Here is a 17183-nt window from a genome sequence, read left to right on the forward strand (position 1 = left end):
CTTGGAAATCGCCGGTGGCGTTCCGTCGGTCACGGTCCGCGACGGCGTGCGGGCCGCCGCGGGGGCGGGCCGTCACCCGGCGGCCGGCCGGCCGGGACGCCGTGGGCGGCCGGGCCGCCGCGGGGGCGTGCCCCCGCCCGGAGGGGCCGCCGGCGGGGGCCCGGCGCGTGCCGGGCCGGGCCGGGCCGGCCTCGCGGCGGGCCGCCCGGCGCCCCGCCGTGTCGGTGCGGGGTCCCGGGAGGCGGGCTGCCGGGGCACTCCGGCGCCGGTGCGGTGCCGGAGCCCGCGCCCTGATCCGACCGGCGTCGGGCTCCTGCCCCGATCCGCCCGGTGCCGGGCTCTTCGTCGGTGCGATCCGCCCCGGTCCGCACCGACGCGTCCCGGGGTGGGTGCGGGGGTCAGTTCGTGTCGGGCCGGGGCGGGATGAGGGTGGGGTCCTTCTCCAGCAGGGCGGCCAGGGCGGCGAACGCGGTGGTGAGGGCGGCCATGGCCTCGCCGATGCGCCAGGCCGCGCGGTCGCGGGGCCCGACGGCGTTGGAGACGGTACGGATCTCCAGTACCGGCACGCCGTGGGACGCGGCGGCCTCGGCGACCCCGAAGCCCTCCATGGCCTCGGCGGCCGCACCGGGGTGGCGTTCCGCCAGCAGCCGGGCGGTCTCCGCGCTGCCGGTGGCGGTGGAGACCGTCAGGACGGGACCGTGGACGGCGCCGAGCGCGTGGGCGGCCTCGCGGCTCAGGTCCGGCGGTGCGTGGTGGACGGTGCGGCCGAAGCCGAGGGCGTCGACCGACAGGAAGCCGTCCGGGGAGTCGGCGCCCAGGTCGGCGGCGATCAGGCGGTCCGCCACGACGACGGCGCCGATCGGGGCGAGGGGCTGGAAACCGCCGCCGATGCCCGCGGTGACGACCAGGTCGTAGGGCTCGCCGCGCAGGGCGGCGGCGGTCAGGGCGGCGGAGGCGGCCGAGGCGGCCGCCGCCGGTCCGACGCCGCCCGCCAGCAGGTCGGTCCGCAGCGGGTGCCCGGCATGGCCGCCGGTGCGCAGGAGGGTGTGGCCGGGCACGGTGTGGGTGCCCGGCGCGCCGCCGCCGTCGAACCCGGCGGCGGCGCGGTCGCGTTCGGCGGTGACGGCTGTCACCACGAGGAGTCGGGTCGCGGTCATGAGGAGATCTGCACCCTGCCGTGGTCGCCGATGATGAGGCGGTGGGTGGCGGGCAGCCGGGGGGCGAGCGTCACTTGGACGTTGCGCCCGATGAGGGACGCCTCGACCCGGCGGATGCCGTCGAAGGAGGAGTCGCTGAGGATGATGGAGAACTCGATCTCGCTGTTGGTGATGCTGCAGTTCTCGGCCACCGACGTGGACGGGCCGATGTAGGAGTCGGTGACGACGCTGCCGGCTCCGATGACGACCGGTCCGACGACGCGCGAGCGGTGGACCTCGGCGCCGGCTTCGACGCGGACGCGTCCGATGATCTCGCTGGAGGCGTCGACGGAGCCCTCGATGCAGCGTTCCATGCGTTCCAGGAGGGTCCGGTTGACCTCCAGCATGTCCGTGACGTTCCCGGTGTCCTTCCAGTAGCCGGTGATCACGGTGGAGCGCACGTCGAGCCGGGTGTCGACCATCCACTGGATGGCGTCGGTGATCTCCAGCTCGCCGCGCCGGGAGGGGGCGATGGCCCGCACGGCTTCGTGGACGGCCGGCCCGAACAGGTAGACGCCCGCGACGGCGAGGTCGCTGACCGGGTGGGCGGGCTTCTCCTCGATCGCCTCGATGCGGCCCTCGTCGTCGATGATGGCGACACCGAAGGCGGTGGGGTTGGGGACCCGGGTCAGCAGGATCTGCGCGTCGGCCGGCTCCTTGCGGAACTGGTCGACGACGTCACCGATGCCGTCGAGGATGAAGTTGTCGCCGAGGTACATGACGAAGTCGTCGTCGGCGAGGTAGTCCCGAGCGATGAGCACGGCGTGGGCCAGCCCGAGAGGTTCGCTCTGCGGGATGTAGGTGACGTCCAGCCCGAAGGCGGAACCGTCCCCGACCGCGGCCTCGATCTCGGCACCGTTGCTGCCGACGATGATGCCTACCTGCTCGATCCCCGCCGCGGCGAGGGCTTCGAGACCGTAGAAGACGATGGGTTTGTTGGCGACCGGCACCAGTTGCTTGCTGGACGTGTGGGTGATCGGTCGCAGACGCGTACCGGATCCTCCCGCGAGCACGAGAGCTTTCACGTTTCCATCCAGTTGAGCGGCGTTGTCATGGGACGGCCGTGGGGTCCGCGGTGGTCCGCGGACCCGTCCGGCCCGGGGGCGGGCGGGAAGTCGGGCTTCCCGCCCGCCATGGGAGGGGCGTCGGTGCTACGCGCCTCCGAGCTCGTTCTCGATGAAGTCGAGGAGTTCGTCGTCGGGCACCTCCTCCGTGTCGGTGTCCCCGAAGGCCGCGGTGGGGGTGACCCCGTCGAGGCGGGAGAGCAGCTGGGTCAGCCTGCCGCGCAGGTCGCGTTGCAGGTCGGCGTCGACGATGCCGGCGAACTCGGTGTCCCACTGGTCGAACTGGGCCATGAGCAGCCGCCGGTCGCGCTCGGCCGGTGCGGCGGGGGCCATCTTGACCAGCAGGTGGTCGGACAGTGCGATGGCCGTGGGGTAGTCGAAGAGCAGGGTGGCCGGGAGCCGCACCCCGGAGACGACGCCGAGGCGGTTGCGCAGTTCCACGGCGGTCAGCGAGTCGAAGCCCAGCTCCAGGAAGCCGCGTTCGGGGTCGATCGCGTCGGCCGAGGTGTGCCCCAGGACCAGGGCGGCCTGGGCGGTCACCGCCTCCAGTACCGCCGGCAGCCGGTGCTGTTCCGCCAGCTCCGACAGCCGCTCGGTGAGGGTCTGCTCGGTCTGCTCGGCCGCCACCGGGTTCGGCAGGGCGGCGCCGGACGCGGCCACCCGGGGGGTCCGGCCGCCGGCCAGGCCGCGCAGCAGGTGCGGGACCGAACCGTCGGGCGAGCGCAGCGCGGCGATGTCCAGCTTCGCCGGTACGAGGAAGTGCTCGTCGGCCGTGACGGCCGCGTCGAGCAGGGCCAGTGCCTCGGCGGTGTCCATGGGCACGACGCCGCCCCTGGCCATCCGGCGCAGGTCCGCCTCGTCGAGCTTGCCGGTCATGCCGCTGCGTTCGGCCCACAGGCCCCAGGCCAGCGACACCGCGCCGTCCCCGGCGGCCCGCCGGCGGGCGGCGAGGGCGTCGAGGAAGGCGTTGGCCGCCGCGTAGTTGCCCTGCGCGACGCCGCCGAAGGTGCCGGCCAGCGAGGAGAAGAGCACGAACGCCGACAGGCCCAGGCCCCGGGTGAGTTCGTCCAGGTGCAGCGCGCCGTCGGCCTTGGCGCCCAGGACCGTGTCGACCCGGTCGGGGGTCAGCGCGTCCAGGACACCGTCGTCGAGGACACCGGCGGTGTGCACGACGGCGGTCAGCGGGTGCTCGGCCGGGACCGAGGCCAGCAGGTCGGCGACGGCCTCCCGGTCGGAGATGTCGCAGGCGACCGGCCGGACGTCGGCACCGTGGCCGCGCAGTTCGTCGCACAGTTCGCGCATCCCCACGCCGTCGGCTCCGCGCCGGCCGGCCAGGAACAGCGACCGTACGCCGTGCTCGGTGACCAGGTGGCGGGCCACCTGCTGCCCGAGGACCCCGCCGCCGCCGGTGACCAGCACCGTGCCGGCGCCGAACGCGCCGGACGTCTCAGCGTCGGTGCGGGCGGCCCGGGCGAGCCGGGGTGCGGTGGCGACGCCCTCGCGCAGCGCCGTCTCCGGTTCGCCGCCGGCCAGTACGGCCGGCAGCGCGTCGAGCGACGCGGTGGACCCGTCGTGGTCGAGCAGGGCGAAGCGGCCGGGGTTCTCCGTCTTCGCCGTGCGGATCAGGCCCCACACCGCGGCCTGCGCCGGGTCGGTGCCGGCCGCGTCGCCGGGGCCGGTCGCCACGGCGTGCCGGGTGCAGAAGACCAGCCGCGCGTCGGTGAACCGCTCGTCGCGCAGCCATGCCTGGGCGGTCTCCAGGGCGTGCCGGGTGGCCTGCCGGGTGGCGGCGGCGAGGTCGTCGCCGTCGGCGGTGGCGGGCACCTGGACCAGCACCGTGGCGGGCACCGGTGCGCCCGCGTCGACCGCGGCGCCGAGGGCGGCCAGGTCGTCGTGGGCGGCGGCGCCGGCCGTCACCAGGCGGGTGAGGGCGTCACCGGCGCCGGCGGCCAGCACGGCCGGTGCGGCGCCGTTCGGGTCGCCGGGGCCGACGGGCGTCCACACCAGGCGGTGCAGGCTGTTGGCGCTGTTGCCCGCGGCGATCCGCGCGGTGTCGACCGGTCGCAGGACGAGGGAGTCGACCGTGGCGACCGGGGTGCCGGTGCTGTCGGCGACCCGCAGCGTGAAGCTGTCGCCGCCCGCCGGGGTCAGCCGCACCCGCAGCGCGGCCGGTCCGGCGCCGGTCACCGAGACACCGGTGAAGCTGAACGGCAGGACCGCCCGGCCGGTGCCGGCGGTGGCCAGGGCGACGGTGTGCAGTGCCGCGTCCAGCAGGGCCGGGTGGAGGGTGAAGTCGGCGGCGAGCGCGTGGTGTTCGGCGTCGAGCGCGATGTCGGCGAGGATCTCCTCGCCGTGCCGCCAGGCGGCCCGCAGGCCGCGGAACGCCGGACCGTAGAAGAAGTGGTTGTCGGCGATCCGCTCGTAGAGGTCGCCGATCTCGACCGGTTCGGCCTCCGGCGGCGGCCACGCCGCGCCGTCGGACCGGTCGGTGCCGGCGGCGGCCGGGGTGTCGCTCAGGCTGCCGCTGGCGTGCCGGGTCCACGGCAGGTCGGCCGCCGCGGCGGCCGGCCGGGAGTGGACGGTCAGGGTGCGCGTGCCGGTCGCGTCGGCGCCGCCGACGGCCAGCTGGAGCCGCACCGAGGAGTCGGCCGGGAGCACCAGGGGTGCCTCCAGGGTGAGTTCGGCGACCTGCGCGGCGCCGACGCGTTCGCACGCCTCCAGGGCGAGTTCCAGGAAGGCGGTGCCGGGGAAGAGCACCGTGTCGTCCAGGCGGTGGTCGGCCAGCCACGGGTGGCGGTCGATCGACAGCATCCCGGTCAGCACGATCCCGTCGGAGCCGGCCAGCTGCACCGCGGCGGTCAGCAGCGGGTGGCCGGCCGCGTCGAGGCCGGCGGACAGCATGTCCTGCGGCTCCTGGGTGGCCTCCAGCCAGTAGCGCTGGCGCTGGAAGGCGTAGGTCGGCAGCTCGGTCGCGCGGGCGTCCAGCGGGGCCAGCAGCGCGCCCCGGTCCAGGGCGACACCGCGGGTGTGCAGCCGGGCCAGCGCCGTGGTGAGCGCCTCGGTCTCCTCGGTGCCGGCCCGCAGCAGCGGGACGAGGACGGCGCCCGGGGTCTCCAGGCAGTCGCCGGCCATCGCGGTCAGCACGCCGTCGGGGCCCAGCTCCACGTAGGAGGTGACGCCGAGTTCGTCCAGCCGGGCGACGCCGTCGCGGAAGCGGACGGCCTCGCGTGCGTGCCGCACCCAGTACGCCGGGTCGCTCAGCTCCTCGGCCGTGGCGGTCCGGCCGGTGAGGTTGGACACGATGGGCAGCGCGGGCGCCCGGTAGTCGAGTTCGGCGGCGATCGCCGCGAACTCGTCGAGCATGGCGTCCATGTGGGGCGAGTGGAAGGCGTGCGAGACCCGCAGCCTCTTGGTCTTGCGCCCGTCGGCCGCCAGCTTGTCCGCGACGGCCGTCACGGCGTCCACGTCACCCGACAGCACGGTGGCGGTGGGGCCGTTGAGGGCGGCGATGGCGGCCCGGCCCTCGTAGGGCGCCAGCAGCGGCAGGAGTTCCTCCTCGGACGCCTGCACCGCGATCATCGCGCCGCCCTCGGGCAGCGCCTGCATCAGGCGGCCGCGGGCGGCCACCAGGCGGCAGGCGTCGGGCAGCGACAGCACGCCGGCCACGTGGGCGGCCGCCAGTTCGCCGACCGAGTGGCCGAGCAGGACGTCGGGGGTCATGCCCAGGTGTTCGGTGAACCGGAAGAGCGCGACCTCCAGGGCGAACAGTCCCGCCTGGGTGTACTGGGTGCGGTGCAGCAGTTCCGCCTCGGGCATGCCGTCCTCGGCGAACAGCACGTCGCGCAGCGGCCGTTCCAGGTACGCGTCCAGGTGGCCGCAGACCGCGTCGAGCGCGTCGGCGAAGGCGTCGTACAGCGCGTACAGGCGCCGGCCGGCCTGCGCCCGCTGGGCTCCCTGGCCGGGGAAGAGGAACGCGGTGGCTCCGGTGCGGGCCCGGTCCCGGGTCAGGCGGGGGTGTTCGCGTCCTTCGGCCAGCGCCGTCAGCGCCTCGACCAGGTCCTCCCGTCCGCTGCCCACGATCGCGGCGCGGTCCTCCAGGGCCGCCCGGTCGGTGGCCAGGGCCAGGGCGACGTCCTCGGCGCGGGTGCCCGGTGCGGCGTCCAGGTGGCGCAGCAGCAGTGCGGCCTGCTCGCGCAGCGCGGCGGTGCCGCGGGCCGACAGCAGCCAGGGCACGGCGGCCGGCAGGACCGCCGGCGCGTCGGTCCTGGGGGCGGGGGCCTCGACGGCCTGCGGCTCCTCCAGGATCAGGTGGGCGTTGGTGCCGCTGATCCCGAACGCGGACACGCCCGCCCGGCGCGGTCCGTCACCGGCGACCCAGTCGCGCTGCTCGGCCAGCAGGCGCACGGCGCCGGAGGACCAGTCGATGTGCGGCGAGGGGGTCTCGCAGTGCAGGGTGCGCGGCAGTACTCCGTTGCGCATCGCCATGACCATCTTGATGACGCCGGCGACGCCGGAGGCGGCCTGGGTGTGGCCGATGTTGGACTTCAGGGCGCCGAGCCACAGGGGGCGCTCGACGGGCCGCTGCTGACCGTAGACGGCCATCAGGGCCTGGGCCTCGATCGGGTCGCCCAGCGAGGTGCCGGTGCCGTGGGCCTCGACGGCGTCCACGTCGGACGGCGACAGGCCGGCGCTGGCCAGCGCCTGGCGGATGACGCGCTGCTGCGACGGGCCGTTCGGCGCCGTCAGGCCGTTGCTCGCGCCGTCCTGGTTGACCGCGGAGCCGGCCACCACCGCGAGCACGGTGTGCCCGTTGCGGCGGGCGTCGGACATCCGCTCCAGCAGCAGCAGGCCGACGCCTTCGGCCCAGCCGGCGCCGTCGGCCTGGGCCGAGAACGGCTTGCAGCGTCCGTCGGGCGACAGGGCGCGCTGCCGGCTGAACTCGATGAAGGTGTCGGGCAGGGAGATCACCGTGACACCGCCGGCCAGCGCCAGCGAGCACTCGCCGGAGCGCAGTGCCTGGGCGGCCAGGTGCAGGGCGACCAGCGACGAGGAGCACGCGGTGTCCACGGTCACCGCCGGGCCTTCGAGGCCGAAGGTGTAGGCGATGCGGCCGGAGGCGACGCTGCTGGCGCTGCCGGTGGCCAGGTAGCCCTCCAGGCCCTCCGGCGCCCGGCGGGCCCGGGAGCGGTAGTCGTTGTAGTTGGAGCCGACGAAGACCCCGGCCCGCGAGCCGCGGACCGACGCGGGGTCGATCCCGGCGCGTTCGAACGCCTCCCAGGTGGTTTCCAGCAGCAGCCGGTGCTGGGGGTCGATCGCGACGGCCTCACGCGGGGAGATGCCGAAGAAGGCGGCGTCGAAGTGGTCGGCGTCGTAGAGGAACCCGCCGTGCCGGGCGTAGGAGTGGCCGGCCTTGTCCGGGTCCGGGTCGTAGAGGCTCTCCACGTCCCAGCCGCGGTTGTCGGGGAAGGCGGAGATGGCGTCGGTGCCGTCGGCGACCAGTCGCCACAGTTCCTCGGGGGAGCGCACGCCGCCGGGGAAGCGGCAGCCCATGCCGACGATGACGATGGGGTCGTCGTCGACGGAGGCGGTGGGCAGGTCGCCGTCCGAGGGGGCCGCGTCGGTGGCGCCGAACAGCTCGTCGTGCAGGAAGGCGGCCAGTACGGACGCCGACGGGTGGTCGAAGGCCATGGTGACCGGCAGCCGCAGGCCGCTGGCCTCGGCGAGCCGGTTGCGCAGCTCGACGGCGGTCAGCGAGTCGAAGCCCAGGTCCCGGAAGGCCCGGTCCTCGGCCACCGCGTCGGGGCCGTCGTGGCCCAGTACCGCCGCGGCCTGGGTGCGCACGGCCAGCAGGAGCGCGGTGCGCCGTTCGGCGGGCGCCAGTCCGCGCAGCCGCCGCACGAGCTGCGGTCCGTCCTCCTCCTTGTGCCCTTCGGCACCGTCCTGCGACCGGATCTCGGGGAACTCCCGCAGGGCCGCGACGGCCCGCGGGACGGCGACCTTCCAGTCGACGTCGGCGACGATCATGAACGTCTCGTCCTCGTCGAGCGCCTTCTGCAGCGCCGACAGGGCGAGTTCGGGGGCCATCGGCGGTACGCCGTCGCGGCGCAGCCGGGCGGCCACCTCCTCGCTGACCATGCCGCCGCCGGCCCAGGTGCCCCAGCCGATGGACGTGGCCGGCAGGCCGGCCGTCCTGCGCTGCTGGGCCATGGCGTCCAGAAAGGCGTTGGCCGCCGCGTAGCTGCCCTGGCCGGGGCCGCCGAGGGTGCCGGCCATGGAGGAGAAGAGCACGAACGCGGACAGGTCCAGGTGCCGGGTCGCCTCGTGCAGGGCCAGGGCCGCGTCGACCTTGGGCCGCAGCACGCCGTCGGCGCGCTCCGGGGTGAGGGCGTCGATGACGCCGTCGTCGATGACGCCGGCGGCGTGCACGACCGCGGTCAGCGGGTGCGGGGACGGCAGGTTGTCCACCAGGTCGCGGACGGCGCCCGCGTCGGAGACGTCGCAGGCGACGACGGTCGCCGGGGTGCCCAACTCGGCCAGTTCCGCGACCAGTTCATCAGCGCCCGGGGCCTGCGGGCCGCGCCGGCTGACCAGGACGAGGTGTTCGGCCCCGCCGCGCGCCAGCCAGCGGGCGACGTGCCGGGCGACACCGCCGGTGCCACCGGTGACCAGCACGGTGCCGCTGGGGCGCCATTCGGGGCCGGCGGGCCGGGTCGGCGCACCGGCGCGTGCCAGCCTGCGGGCGAACAGCCCGGAGGAGCGCAACGCGATGTGGTCCTCCGACAGGTCACCGGACAGCACCGCCGGCAGGCGGCGTGCCGCGCGCTCGTCCACGACGTCGGGCAGGTCGATCAGGCCGCCCCAGCGCTGCGGGTACTCCAGCGCCGCGATCCTGCCGAGCCCCCAGGTCATGGCCTGCTCCGGGCGGTCGAGCGTGTCGGAGCGGCCGACGGAGACCGCGCCGCGGGTGGCGCACCACAAGGGCGCGTCGATCCCGGCGTCGCCGAGGGCCTGAAGCAAGGTGCTCAGCAGGACCAGGCCGGCGGGCATGGCCCGGTCGACCGACCAGCGGCGTTCCTCGAAGGCAGTGAAGGACAGCACTCCGGCGAACGGTTCGGCCGGCCCGTCGACCGCGGACAGCCGGGTCTCGACGCGCAACCGGTCGGCGAGCCACTCGCGGTCCGCGTCCTCGGCGCCGAGCGCCAGCAGGCGCACGCGTGCTCCGGCCGCCTCGACGGCCCGCAAGGTGGCCTGCACGTGGTGGTCGTCCTGGTACTCGCCGGGCAGTACGACCAGCCAGGTGCCGCGCAGTTCGGTGCGGGCCGCCTCCGGCTGGTGCCGCCACGCGACGCGGTAGCGCCACCTGTCGACGGTCCCGCGCTGCTGCGCGGTCTTGCGGTAGGACGACAGGGCGGGCAGGACCTCGCTGAGCGACCCGTGGTCGTCCAGGCCGAGCGCCCCGGCCAGTTCCACCAGGTCCTCACGCTCGACGGTCTCCCAGAACGCCTCGTCCACCGCGCCGGAGGCACCGCCGGCGGCTTCCACCGCGGGGGCCGGCTCCAGCCAGTAGCGCTGGCGCTGGAAGGCGTAGGTGGGCAGTGCGACCTGACGCGGTGCCAGGCCGGTGAACGCCTTGTCCCACGCGACCTCGGCGCCCGCGGCCCATATCCGGCCGAGCGAGGCGTAGAAGCGGGCGAGTCCGCCCTCACCGCGCCGCAGGGTGCCGGTCACCACGGCGTCGACGCCGGCGTCGGCCAGGGTCTCCTCCACCGGCATCGTCAGCACCGGGTGGGCGCTGACCTCCACGAAGACCCGGTGGCCCTGCGCCGCCAGCTCCCGCAGCGACGACTCCAGGCGCACCGTGTGCCGCAGGTTGGAGAACCAGTACTCCGCGTCCTGCACGGCATCCGAGATCCACTCGCCGGTCACCGTGGAGAAGAACGGCACCCGCGGCTTGGCCGGCGCCACCGGCGCCAGGACCTCCAGGAGTTCGTCCTTGAGCGACTCCATGTGGGCGGAGTGCGAGGCGTAGTCCACCTCCACCCGGCGTGCCCGCACCCCGGTGGCCTCGCAGTGCGCGACCAGTTCGGTCAGCGCGTCCGCGTCGCCGCTGACGACGACCGACGTCGGGCCGTTGACGGCCGCGACCGACACGCCCTCCCAGCGTTCCGACAGCTCCTGGGCGCCGGCGTGCGACAGCGCCACGGACACCATGCCGCCGTGTCCGGCCATGGCCGCGATCGCCCGGCTGCGCAACGCCGCCACCCGGGCGCCGTCCGCCACGCTCAGCGCGCCCGCCACCACAGCGGCCGCGATCTCACCCTGCGAGTGGCCCACCACCGCCGAGGGCGCCACGCCGAACGACTCCCACAGCGCCGCCAGCGAGACCATCACCGCCCACAGCGCCGGCTGGACCACGTCCACCCGGTCGAACCCCGGGGCGCCTTCGACGCCGCGCACCACGTCCGACAGCGACCAGTCCACGTACGCGTCCAGCGCCGCCTCGCACTCGGCGAACCGGGCGGCGAACACCGGGGAGGAGTCCAGCAGTCCGGCCGCCATCCCCACCCACTGCGATCCCTGGCCCGGGAAGACGAACACCGGGCCGCGTCCGCCGGGCAGTTCCGCGCCGGAGGCGACGACGGCGCCGTCGACCAGGACGGCGCGGTGCTCGAAGACCGCGCGGGAGGTCAGCAGCGACCAGCCCACGTCGACCGGGTCGAGGCCGTCCTCGCTGACCGCGGCGGTCAGCCGCTCGGCCTGCTCGCGCAGGGCGTCGGCGGAGCGGGCCGAGACCGGCCACGGCGCCACGACGCCCGACGGGCGCTCCACCGGCGCCACCACGGGCTCCGGCTCGGGCTGTTCCAGCAGTACGTGCGCGTTGGTGCCGCTCACTCCGAACGACGACACGCCCGCGCGCCGCGGCCGGTCGGTCTGCTCCCACGCCCGCGACTGCGACAGCAGCTCCACCGCGCCGGTCGACCAGTCGACGTGCGGTGACGCCTCGTCGACGTGCAGCGTCCTGGGCAGGACGCCGTGCCGCATCGACTCGATCATCTTGATGACGCCGGCCATGCCGGACGCCGCCTGCGAGTGGCCGATGTTGGACTTCACCGAGCCCAGCCACAGCGGCCGGTCGGCGGGCCGGTCCTGGCCGTAGGTGGCCAGCAGCGCCTGCGCCTCGATCGGGTCGCCCAGCTTGGTGCCGGTGCCGTGCGCCTCCACCACGTCGACCTCGGAGGCCGACCAGCCGGCGTTGGCCAGCGCCTCGCGGATGACCCGCTGCTGCGACAGCCCGTTGGGCGCGGTCAGACCGTTGCTCGCGCCGTCCTGGTTGATGGCGGAGCCGCGGACCACCGCGAGCACCTGGTGGCCGTTGCGCCGGGCCTGCGACAGCCGCTCCAGCACCAGCACGCCGACGCCTTCGGCCATGCCCATGCCGTCGGCGGCGGCGGCGAACGCCTTGCACCGGCCGTCGGTGGCCAGACCGCGCTGCCGGCTGAAGCCGACCAGGCCGATGGGCTCGCCCATCACGGCGGCGGCGCCGACGATGGCCAGGGAGCACTCACCGGACTGGAGCGCGCGGGACGCCAGGTGCATCGCCACCAGCGACGAGGAGCACCCGGTGTCCAGGGTGACGGCGGGGCCCTCCAGGCCCAGGGTGTAGGAGATGCGGCCGGACGCGATGCTGGTGACCGTTCCGGTGATCAGGTGGCCCTCGAGCTCACCGGGCACCTCGAAGCCGTTGCCGTAGCCCTGGTGCGCGGCGCCGACGAACACGCCGGTGCGGCTGCCGCGCAGGCTGTGCGGGTCGATCCCGGCGCGCTCGACGGCCTCCCAGGAGGTCTCCAGCAGCAGGCGCTGCTGGGGGTCCATCGCCACCGCCTCACGCGGCGAGATGCCGAAGAACGCGGCGTCGAACTCGGGGGCGGCGTCGAGGAATCCGCCCTCGCGGGTGTAGCTGGTGCCGTGCTTGTCGGGGTCCGGGTCGTAGAGCGCCTCCAGGTCCCAGCCGCGGTCGGACGGGAACTGCGAGACGGCGTCGACCTCGTCGCGCACCAGGCGCCACAGGTCCTCCGGCGACCGCACCCCGCCGGGGAAGCGGCAGCCCATCGACACGATCGCGATGGGGTCGTCGTCGGCGGGGACGGTGCTGGCGACCACCGCGGCCGGGGCCGGGGCGTCGTCGCCGATCAGCCGGGTGCGCAGGTGGCCGGCGAGTTCCCGGACGTTGGGGTAGTCGAAGACCACCGTCGGCGGGAGCTTGAGACCGGTGGCGGCGTTGAGGCGGTTGCGCAGTTCGACGGCGGTCAGCGAGTCGAAGCCCAGTTCGCGGAAGGCGCGGCCGACAGCGACGTCGGCGTTGTCCTCGTGCCCGAGCACGCCGGCGACCTCACCGCGTACCAGTTCCGACAACTCGCGGTCGCGTTCGGCCGGTTCGAGGGCGGTGAGCCGGGCGCGCAGCGTGTCGGAGGTGCCGGCGACGGCCTCCCCGACCGCCTTGTCGGCCTCCAGCGCGGCCGCGACCTCCGGCACCTCGTGCAGCAGGGGGCGCGAGTGGGCGGCGGTGAAGACCGGTACGAAGCGCTCCCAGTCGATGTCGGCCACCGCGAGGAACGTCTCGTCGTGGTCGAGGACCTGCTGGAAGCCGGCCACCGCCAGCTGCGGGTCCATGAACGGGATGCCCCGCCAGCGCAGCGTCTCGCGCAGCACGTTGACGGCCATGCCGCCGCCCTCGGGGCTCCAGATGCCCCACGCGATGGAGACACCGGTCAGCCCGCGGGCCCTGCGGTTCTCGGCCAGGGCGTCGGCGTAGGCGTTGGACGACGAGTAGGCGCCGTGGTCCCCGCTGCCCCAGGTGCCGGCGACGGAGGAGTAGATGACGAAGGCGTCGAGGCGGTCGTGGTCGAACAGCTGGTCCAGGTTGAACGCGCCGAGCAGCTTGGCCCGGGCGCCTTCGGCGAAGTAGTCCGTGCTGGTCTCGGCCAGCGGTGCGAGCATGCCGACGCCGGCGGTGTGCACGACGGTGCGGATCGCCGGGCCGTCGGCCTCGACCTGCCGGACGAGTGCGGCCAGCTGGTCGCGGTCGGCGACGTCGCAGGCGGCGATGGTCACCCGGACGCCGAGCGCGGTGAGTTCGTCGCGCAGTTCGGCCGCGCCGGGCGCCTCCATGCCGTGGCGGCTGGTGAGCACGAGGTGTTCGGCGCCGTTGCGGGCGAGCAGGCGCGCGGTGTGGCCTCCCAGGCCGCCGGTGCCGCCGGTGACGAGCGCGGCGCCGCTGGTGCGCCAGCTGCGCTCGCTCGACTTGCCGTTCAGCGGGGCGCGCACCAGGCGGCGGATGAACAGGCCGCCGGCGCGCAGGGCGGTCTGGTCCTCGTCGCCGCCCTCGGCGAGCAGCGAGGTCAGACCGTTGGCGGTGTGCTCGTCGCACACCTCGGGCAGGTCGACCAGGCCGCCCCACAGCTTGGGGTGTTCCAGGGCCAGGACGCGGCCGAAGCCCCACATGGCGGCCTGGATCGGGTTGCGTACCGCGTCGCCGGCGGTGCCGGTGTCGGCCGCGCCGGTGGTCAGCAGCCACAGCGGCACCCCGGCCTCGGCGTCGAGCAGGCCCTGGACCAGGGCGAGCGCCTGGACGAGGGCGACGGTCGCTCCGGAGTGCAGGTCGTCGAGGCGTTCGTCGAGGGCCAGCAGGGAGATGACGCCCTGGACGGCGTCGTCGCCCTCGCCGGCCAGCGCCTCGCGCAGCCGCGCGGTGACCTCGGCGCGGTCGAACCGCGTGCCGTCCAGGGCGAAGGTCGCGGTGCGCGCCCCGGCCCCCCGCACGGCGCCGAGCACGGCCAGGGTGTGGTCGTCGTCCTGGTGTCCCTCGGGAACGACGACCAGCCAGGTGCCCGACAGGGCCCCGCCCGGCGGTGGGGACTGATGGCGCCACACGACGCGGTAGCGCCACCCGTCGACGGTGCCGCGCTCCCGGGTTCCCTTGCGGTACGACGACAGGGCGGGCAGTACCTCGCTGAGCGATTCGGGGTCCGCCAGGCCGAGCGCCCCGGCCAGTTCGGCCAGGTCCTCGCGTTCGACGGTGTCCCAGAACGCCTCGTCCACCGAGCCGGACGCGGCACCGGCGGCCTCGGCCGGGCGGGCCGGCTCCAGCCAGAACCGCTGGCGCTGGAAGGCGTAGGTCGGCAGCTCCACCCGGGACGGTGCCAGACCGGTGAACGCCTTGTCCCACTCCACCGCCACACCGGATACCCACACCTCGCCCAGCGAGGCGTAGAAGCGGGCGAGTCCGCCCTCACCGCGCCGCAGGGTGCCGGTCACCACGGCTTCGACACCGGCGTCGGCCAGCGTTTCCTCCACCGGCAGCGTCAGCACCGGGTGCGGGCTCATCTCCACGAACACCCGGTGGCCCTGCGCCGCCAACTCCCGCACGGACGACTCCAGCCGGACCGTGCGCCGCAGGTTCGTGAACCAGTACTCCGCGTCGAAGGCGGCGTCCTCGACCCAGTCGCCGGTCACCGTCGAGAAGAACGGCACCCGCGGAACCAGCGGGACCACGTCCGACAGCACGTCGAACAGCTCGTCCTTCAGCGACTCCACGTGCGCCGAGTGCGACGCGTAGTCCACCTCGATGCGGCGCGCCCGTACACCGGACGCCTCGCAGTGCGCGACCAGTTCGGTCAGCGCGTCCGCGTCACCGCTGACCACGACCGACGTCGGACCGTTGACGGCCGCGACCGACACACCGTCCCAACGGCCCGCCAGCTCCTCGGCATCCGCGTGCGGCAGAGCCACCGACACCATCCCGCCGTGCCCGGCCATCACCGTGATCGCCCGACTGCGCAACGCCACCACCCGGGCACCGTCACGCAGACTCAGACCACCCGCCACACACGCCGCCGCGATCTCGCCCTGCGAATGCCCCACCACCGCCGACGGCACCACACCGAACGACTCCCACAACGCCGCCAACGACACCATCACCGCCCACAACGCCGGCTGCACCACATCAACCCGGTCGAACCCCGGAGCGTCCTCGGCCCCGCGCACCACGTCCGACAACGACCAGTCGACGAACTCGTCCAGCGCCGCCTCGCACTCCGCGAACCGGGCGGCGAACACCGGGGAGGAGTCCAGCAACCCCACCGCCATGCCCACCCACTGCGAACCCTGGCCCGGGAAGACGAAGACGATGTCGGTCTCCTCGCCGGCGGTCTCGTCGGTGCCGCGCGCGCCGTTCGGCGTGGCGCCGCCGGCCACCGCCCGCAGGTCGGCGACCAGGGCGGCGGGGTCCGTCCCGACCAGCAGGGCACGTTCCTCAAGTCCGGCACGCCCGGTGGCCAGCGAGTGGGCCAGGTCGACGGGCGACAGTCCGGAGGTCTCGATGTGGTCGGCCAGGCGGGCGGCCTGCTCCTTGAGCGCCGCCTCGGACCGGGCCGACAGCGTCCACGGCAGCACGGCCGCCGCACGCGCGGCGGTCGGCGGCTCCTGCGCCGCCTGCTCCTCGCCGGCCTCCGCGACCGGTGCCTGCTCCAGCAGGACGTGCGCGTTGGTGCCGCTGCCGCCGAAGGAGGAGACGCCGACCCGGCGGGGCTGCCCGGTCTCGGGCCACTCGACGGCCTCGGTCAGCAGCTTGACCTCGCCGGCGGACCAGTCCACGTGCGGGGAGGGGTCCTCGGCGTGCAGGGTCTTGGGCAGGACGCCGTGGCGGAGCGACTCGACCATCTTGATGATGGCGGCCACGCCCGACGCCGCCTGCGCGTGGCCGATGTTGGACTTCAGCGAGCCCAGCCACAACGGCCGGCCCTCGGGGCGGTCCTGGCCGTAGGTGGCCAGCAGCGCCTGCGCCTCGATCGGGTCGCCCAGCGCCGTACCGGTGCCGTGCGCCTCCACCGCGTCCACCTCGGACGTCGACAGGCCCGCGTCCTCCAGCGCCGCCATGATCACGCGCTGCTGCGACGGGCCGTTCGGCGCCGTCAACCCGTTGCTCGCGCCGTCCTGGTTGATCGCGCTGCCGCGGATGACCGCGACCACCGGGTGCCCGTTGCGCTGGGCGTCGGACAGCCGCTCCAGCAGCAGGACGCCGACGCCCTCGCCCCAGCCGGTGCCGTCGGCGTCGGCGGAGAACGGCTTGCAGCGGCCGTCCACCGACAGGCCGCGCTGCCGGCTGAACTCCACGAAGTTGCGGGTGTTGGCCATGACGGTGGCACCGCCGGCCAGCGCCATCGTGCACTCGTCGTTCCGCAGGGCCCGCACCGCGAGGTGGAGGGCGACCAGCGACGAGGAGCACATCGTGTCGATGCTGACCGCGGGCCCTTCCAGGCCGAAGCTGTAGGCCAGCCGGCCGGAGAGCACGGCCGCCGAGCCGCCGGTCAGCAGGTGGCCCTCGACGCCCTCGGGGGCGGTGCTGCCGTCGGAGGCGTACCCCTGGTTGCTGGACCCGATGAAGACGCCGGACCGGCTGCCGCGCAGGGTGTGCGGGTCGATGCCCGCCCGCTCGAAGACCTCCCACGTCGTCTCCAGCAGCAGGCGCTGCTGGGGGTCCATCGCCACCGCCTCACGCGGCGAGATCTCGAAGAACCCGGCGTCGAACTCGGGGGCGTCGTAGAGGAATCCGCCGTCCCGCGCGTAGCTGGTGCCACGCCGGTCGGGGTCGGGGTCGTAGAGGCCCTCGAGGTCCCAGCCACGGTTGGTGGGCATCGCGGAGATGGCGTCGGTGCCGTCCGCGACCAGCCGCCACAGCTCCTCCGGGTTCCGGACCCCGCCCGGCATCCGGCACGACATCGCCACGATGGCGATCGGCTCGTGTCGGCGCGCCTCGACCTCGGCCAGCCTGCGGCGGGTCTGCCGCAGGTCGGTCGTGACGCGCTTGAGGTAATCGCGGAGCTTGTCCTCGTTGTCCATGGCAGAACCAACCCTTCGAGAAACG

At 74.8% G+C, this 17183-nt stretch carries 3 protein-coding genes; all 3 read right to left on the reverse strand.

Features of this window, described 5'->3' with window-relative positions; all coding sequences use genetic code 11:
* Positions 1–398 precede the first annotated feature (398 nt).
* Entirely contained in the window at positions 399–1157 is a 759-nt protein-coding gene (locus POF43_RS09885; protein WP_282698517.1) for a futalosine hydrolase, read from the reverse strand.
* On the reverse strand, positions 1154–2221 hold the full coding sequence (locus tag POF43_RS09890; protein WP_271313530.1) for a glucose-1-phosphate thymidylyltransferase: 1068 nt from the start codon (positions 2219–2221) through the stop codon (positions 1154–1156). The genes POF43_RS09885 and POF43_RS09890 overlap by 4 nt, the downstream gene beginning before the upstream one ends.
* A gap of 126 nt (positions 2222–2347) precedes the next feature.
* Positions 2348–17158: a type I polyketide synthase gene (locus POF43_RS09895; RefSeq protein WP_271322002.1), complete on the reverse strand. Its 14811-nt coding sequence runs from the start codon at positions 17156–17158 to the stop codon at positions 2348–2350.
* Positions 17159–17183: the final 25 nt, after the last annotated feature.

The sequence above is a fragment of the Streptantibioticus silvisoli genome (assembly GCF_027947535.2).
GTDB classification, from domain to species: domain Bacteria; phylum Actinomycetota; class Actinomycetes; order Streptomycetales; family Streptomycetaceae; genus Streptantibioticus_C; species Streptantibioticus_C silvisoli.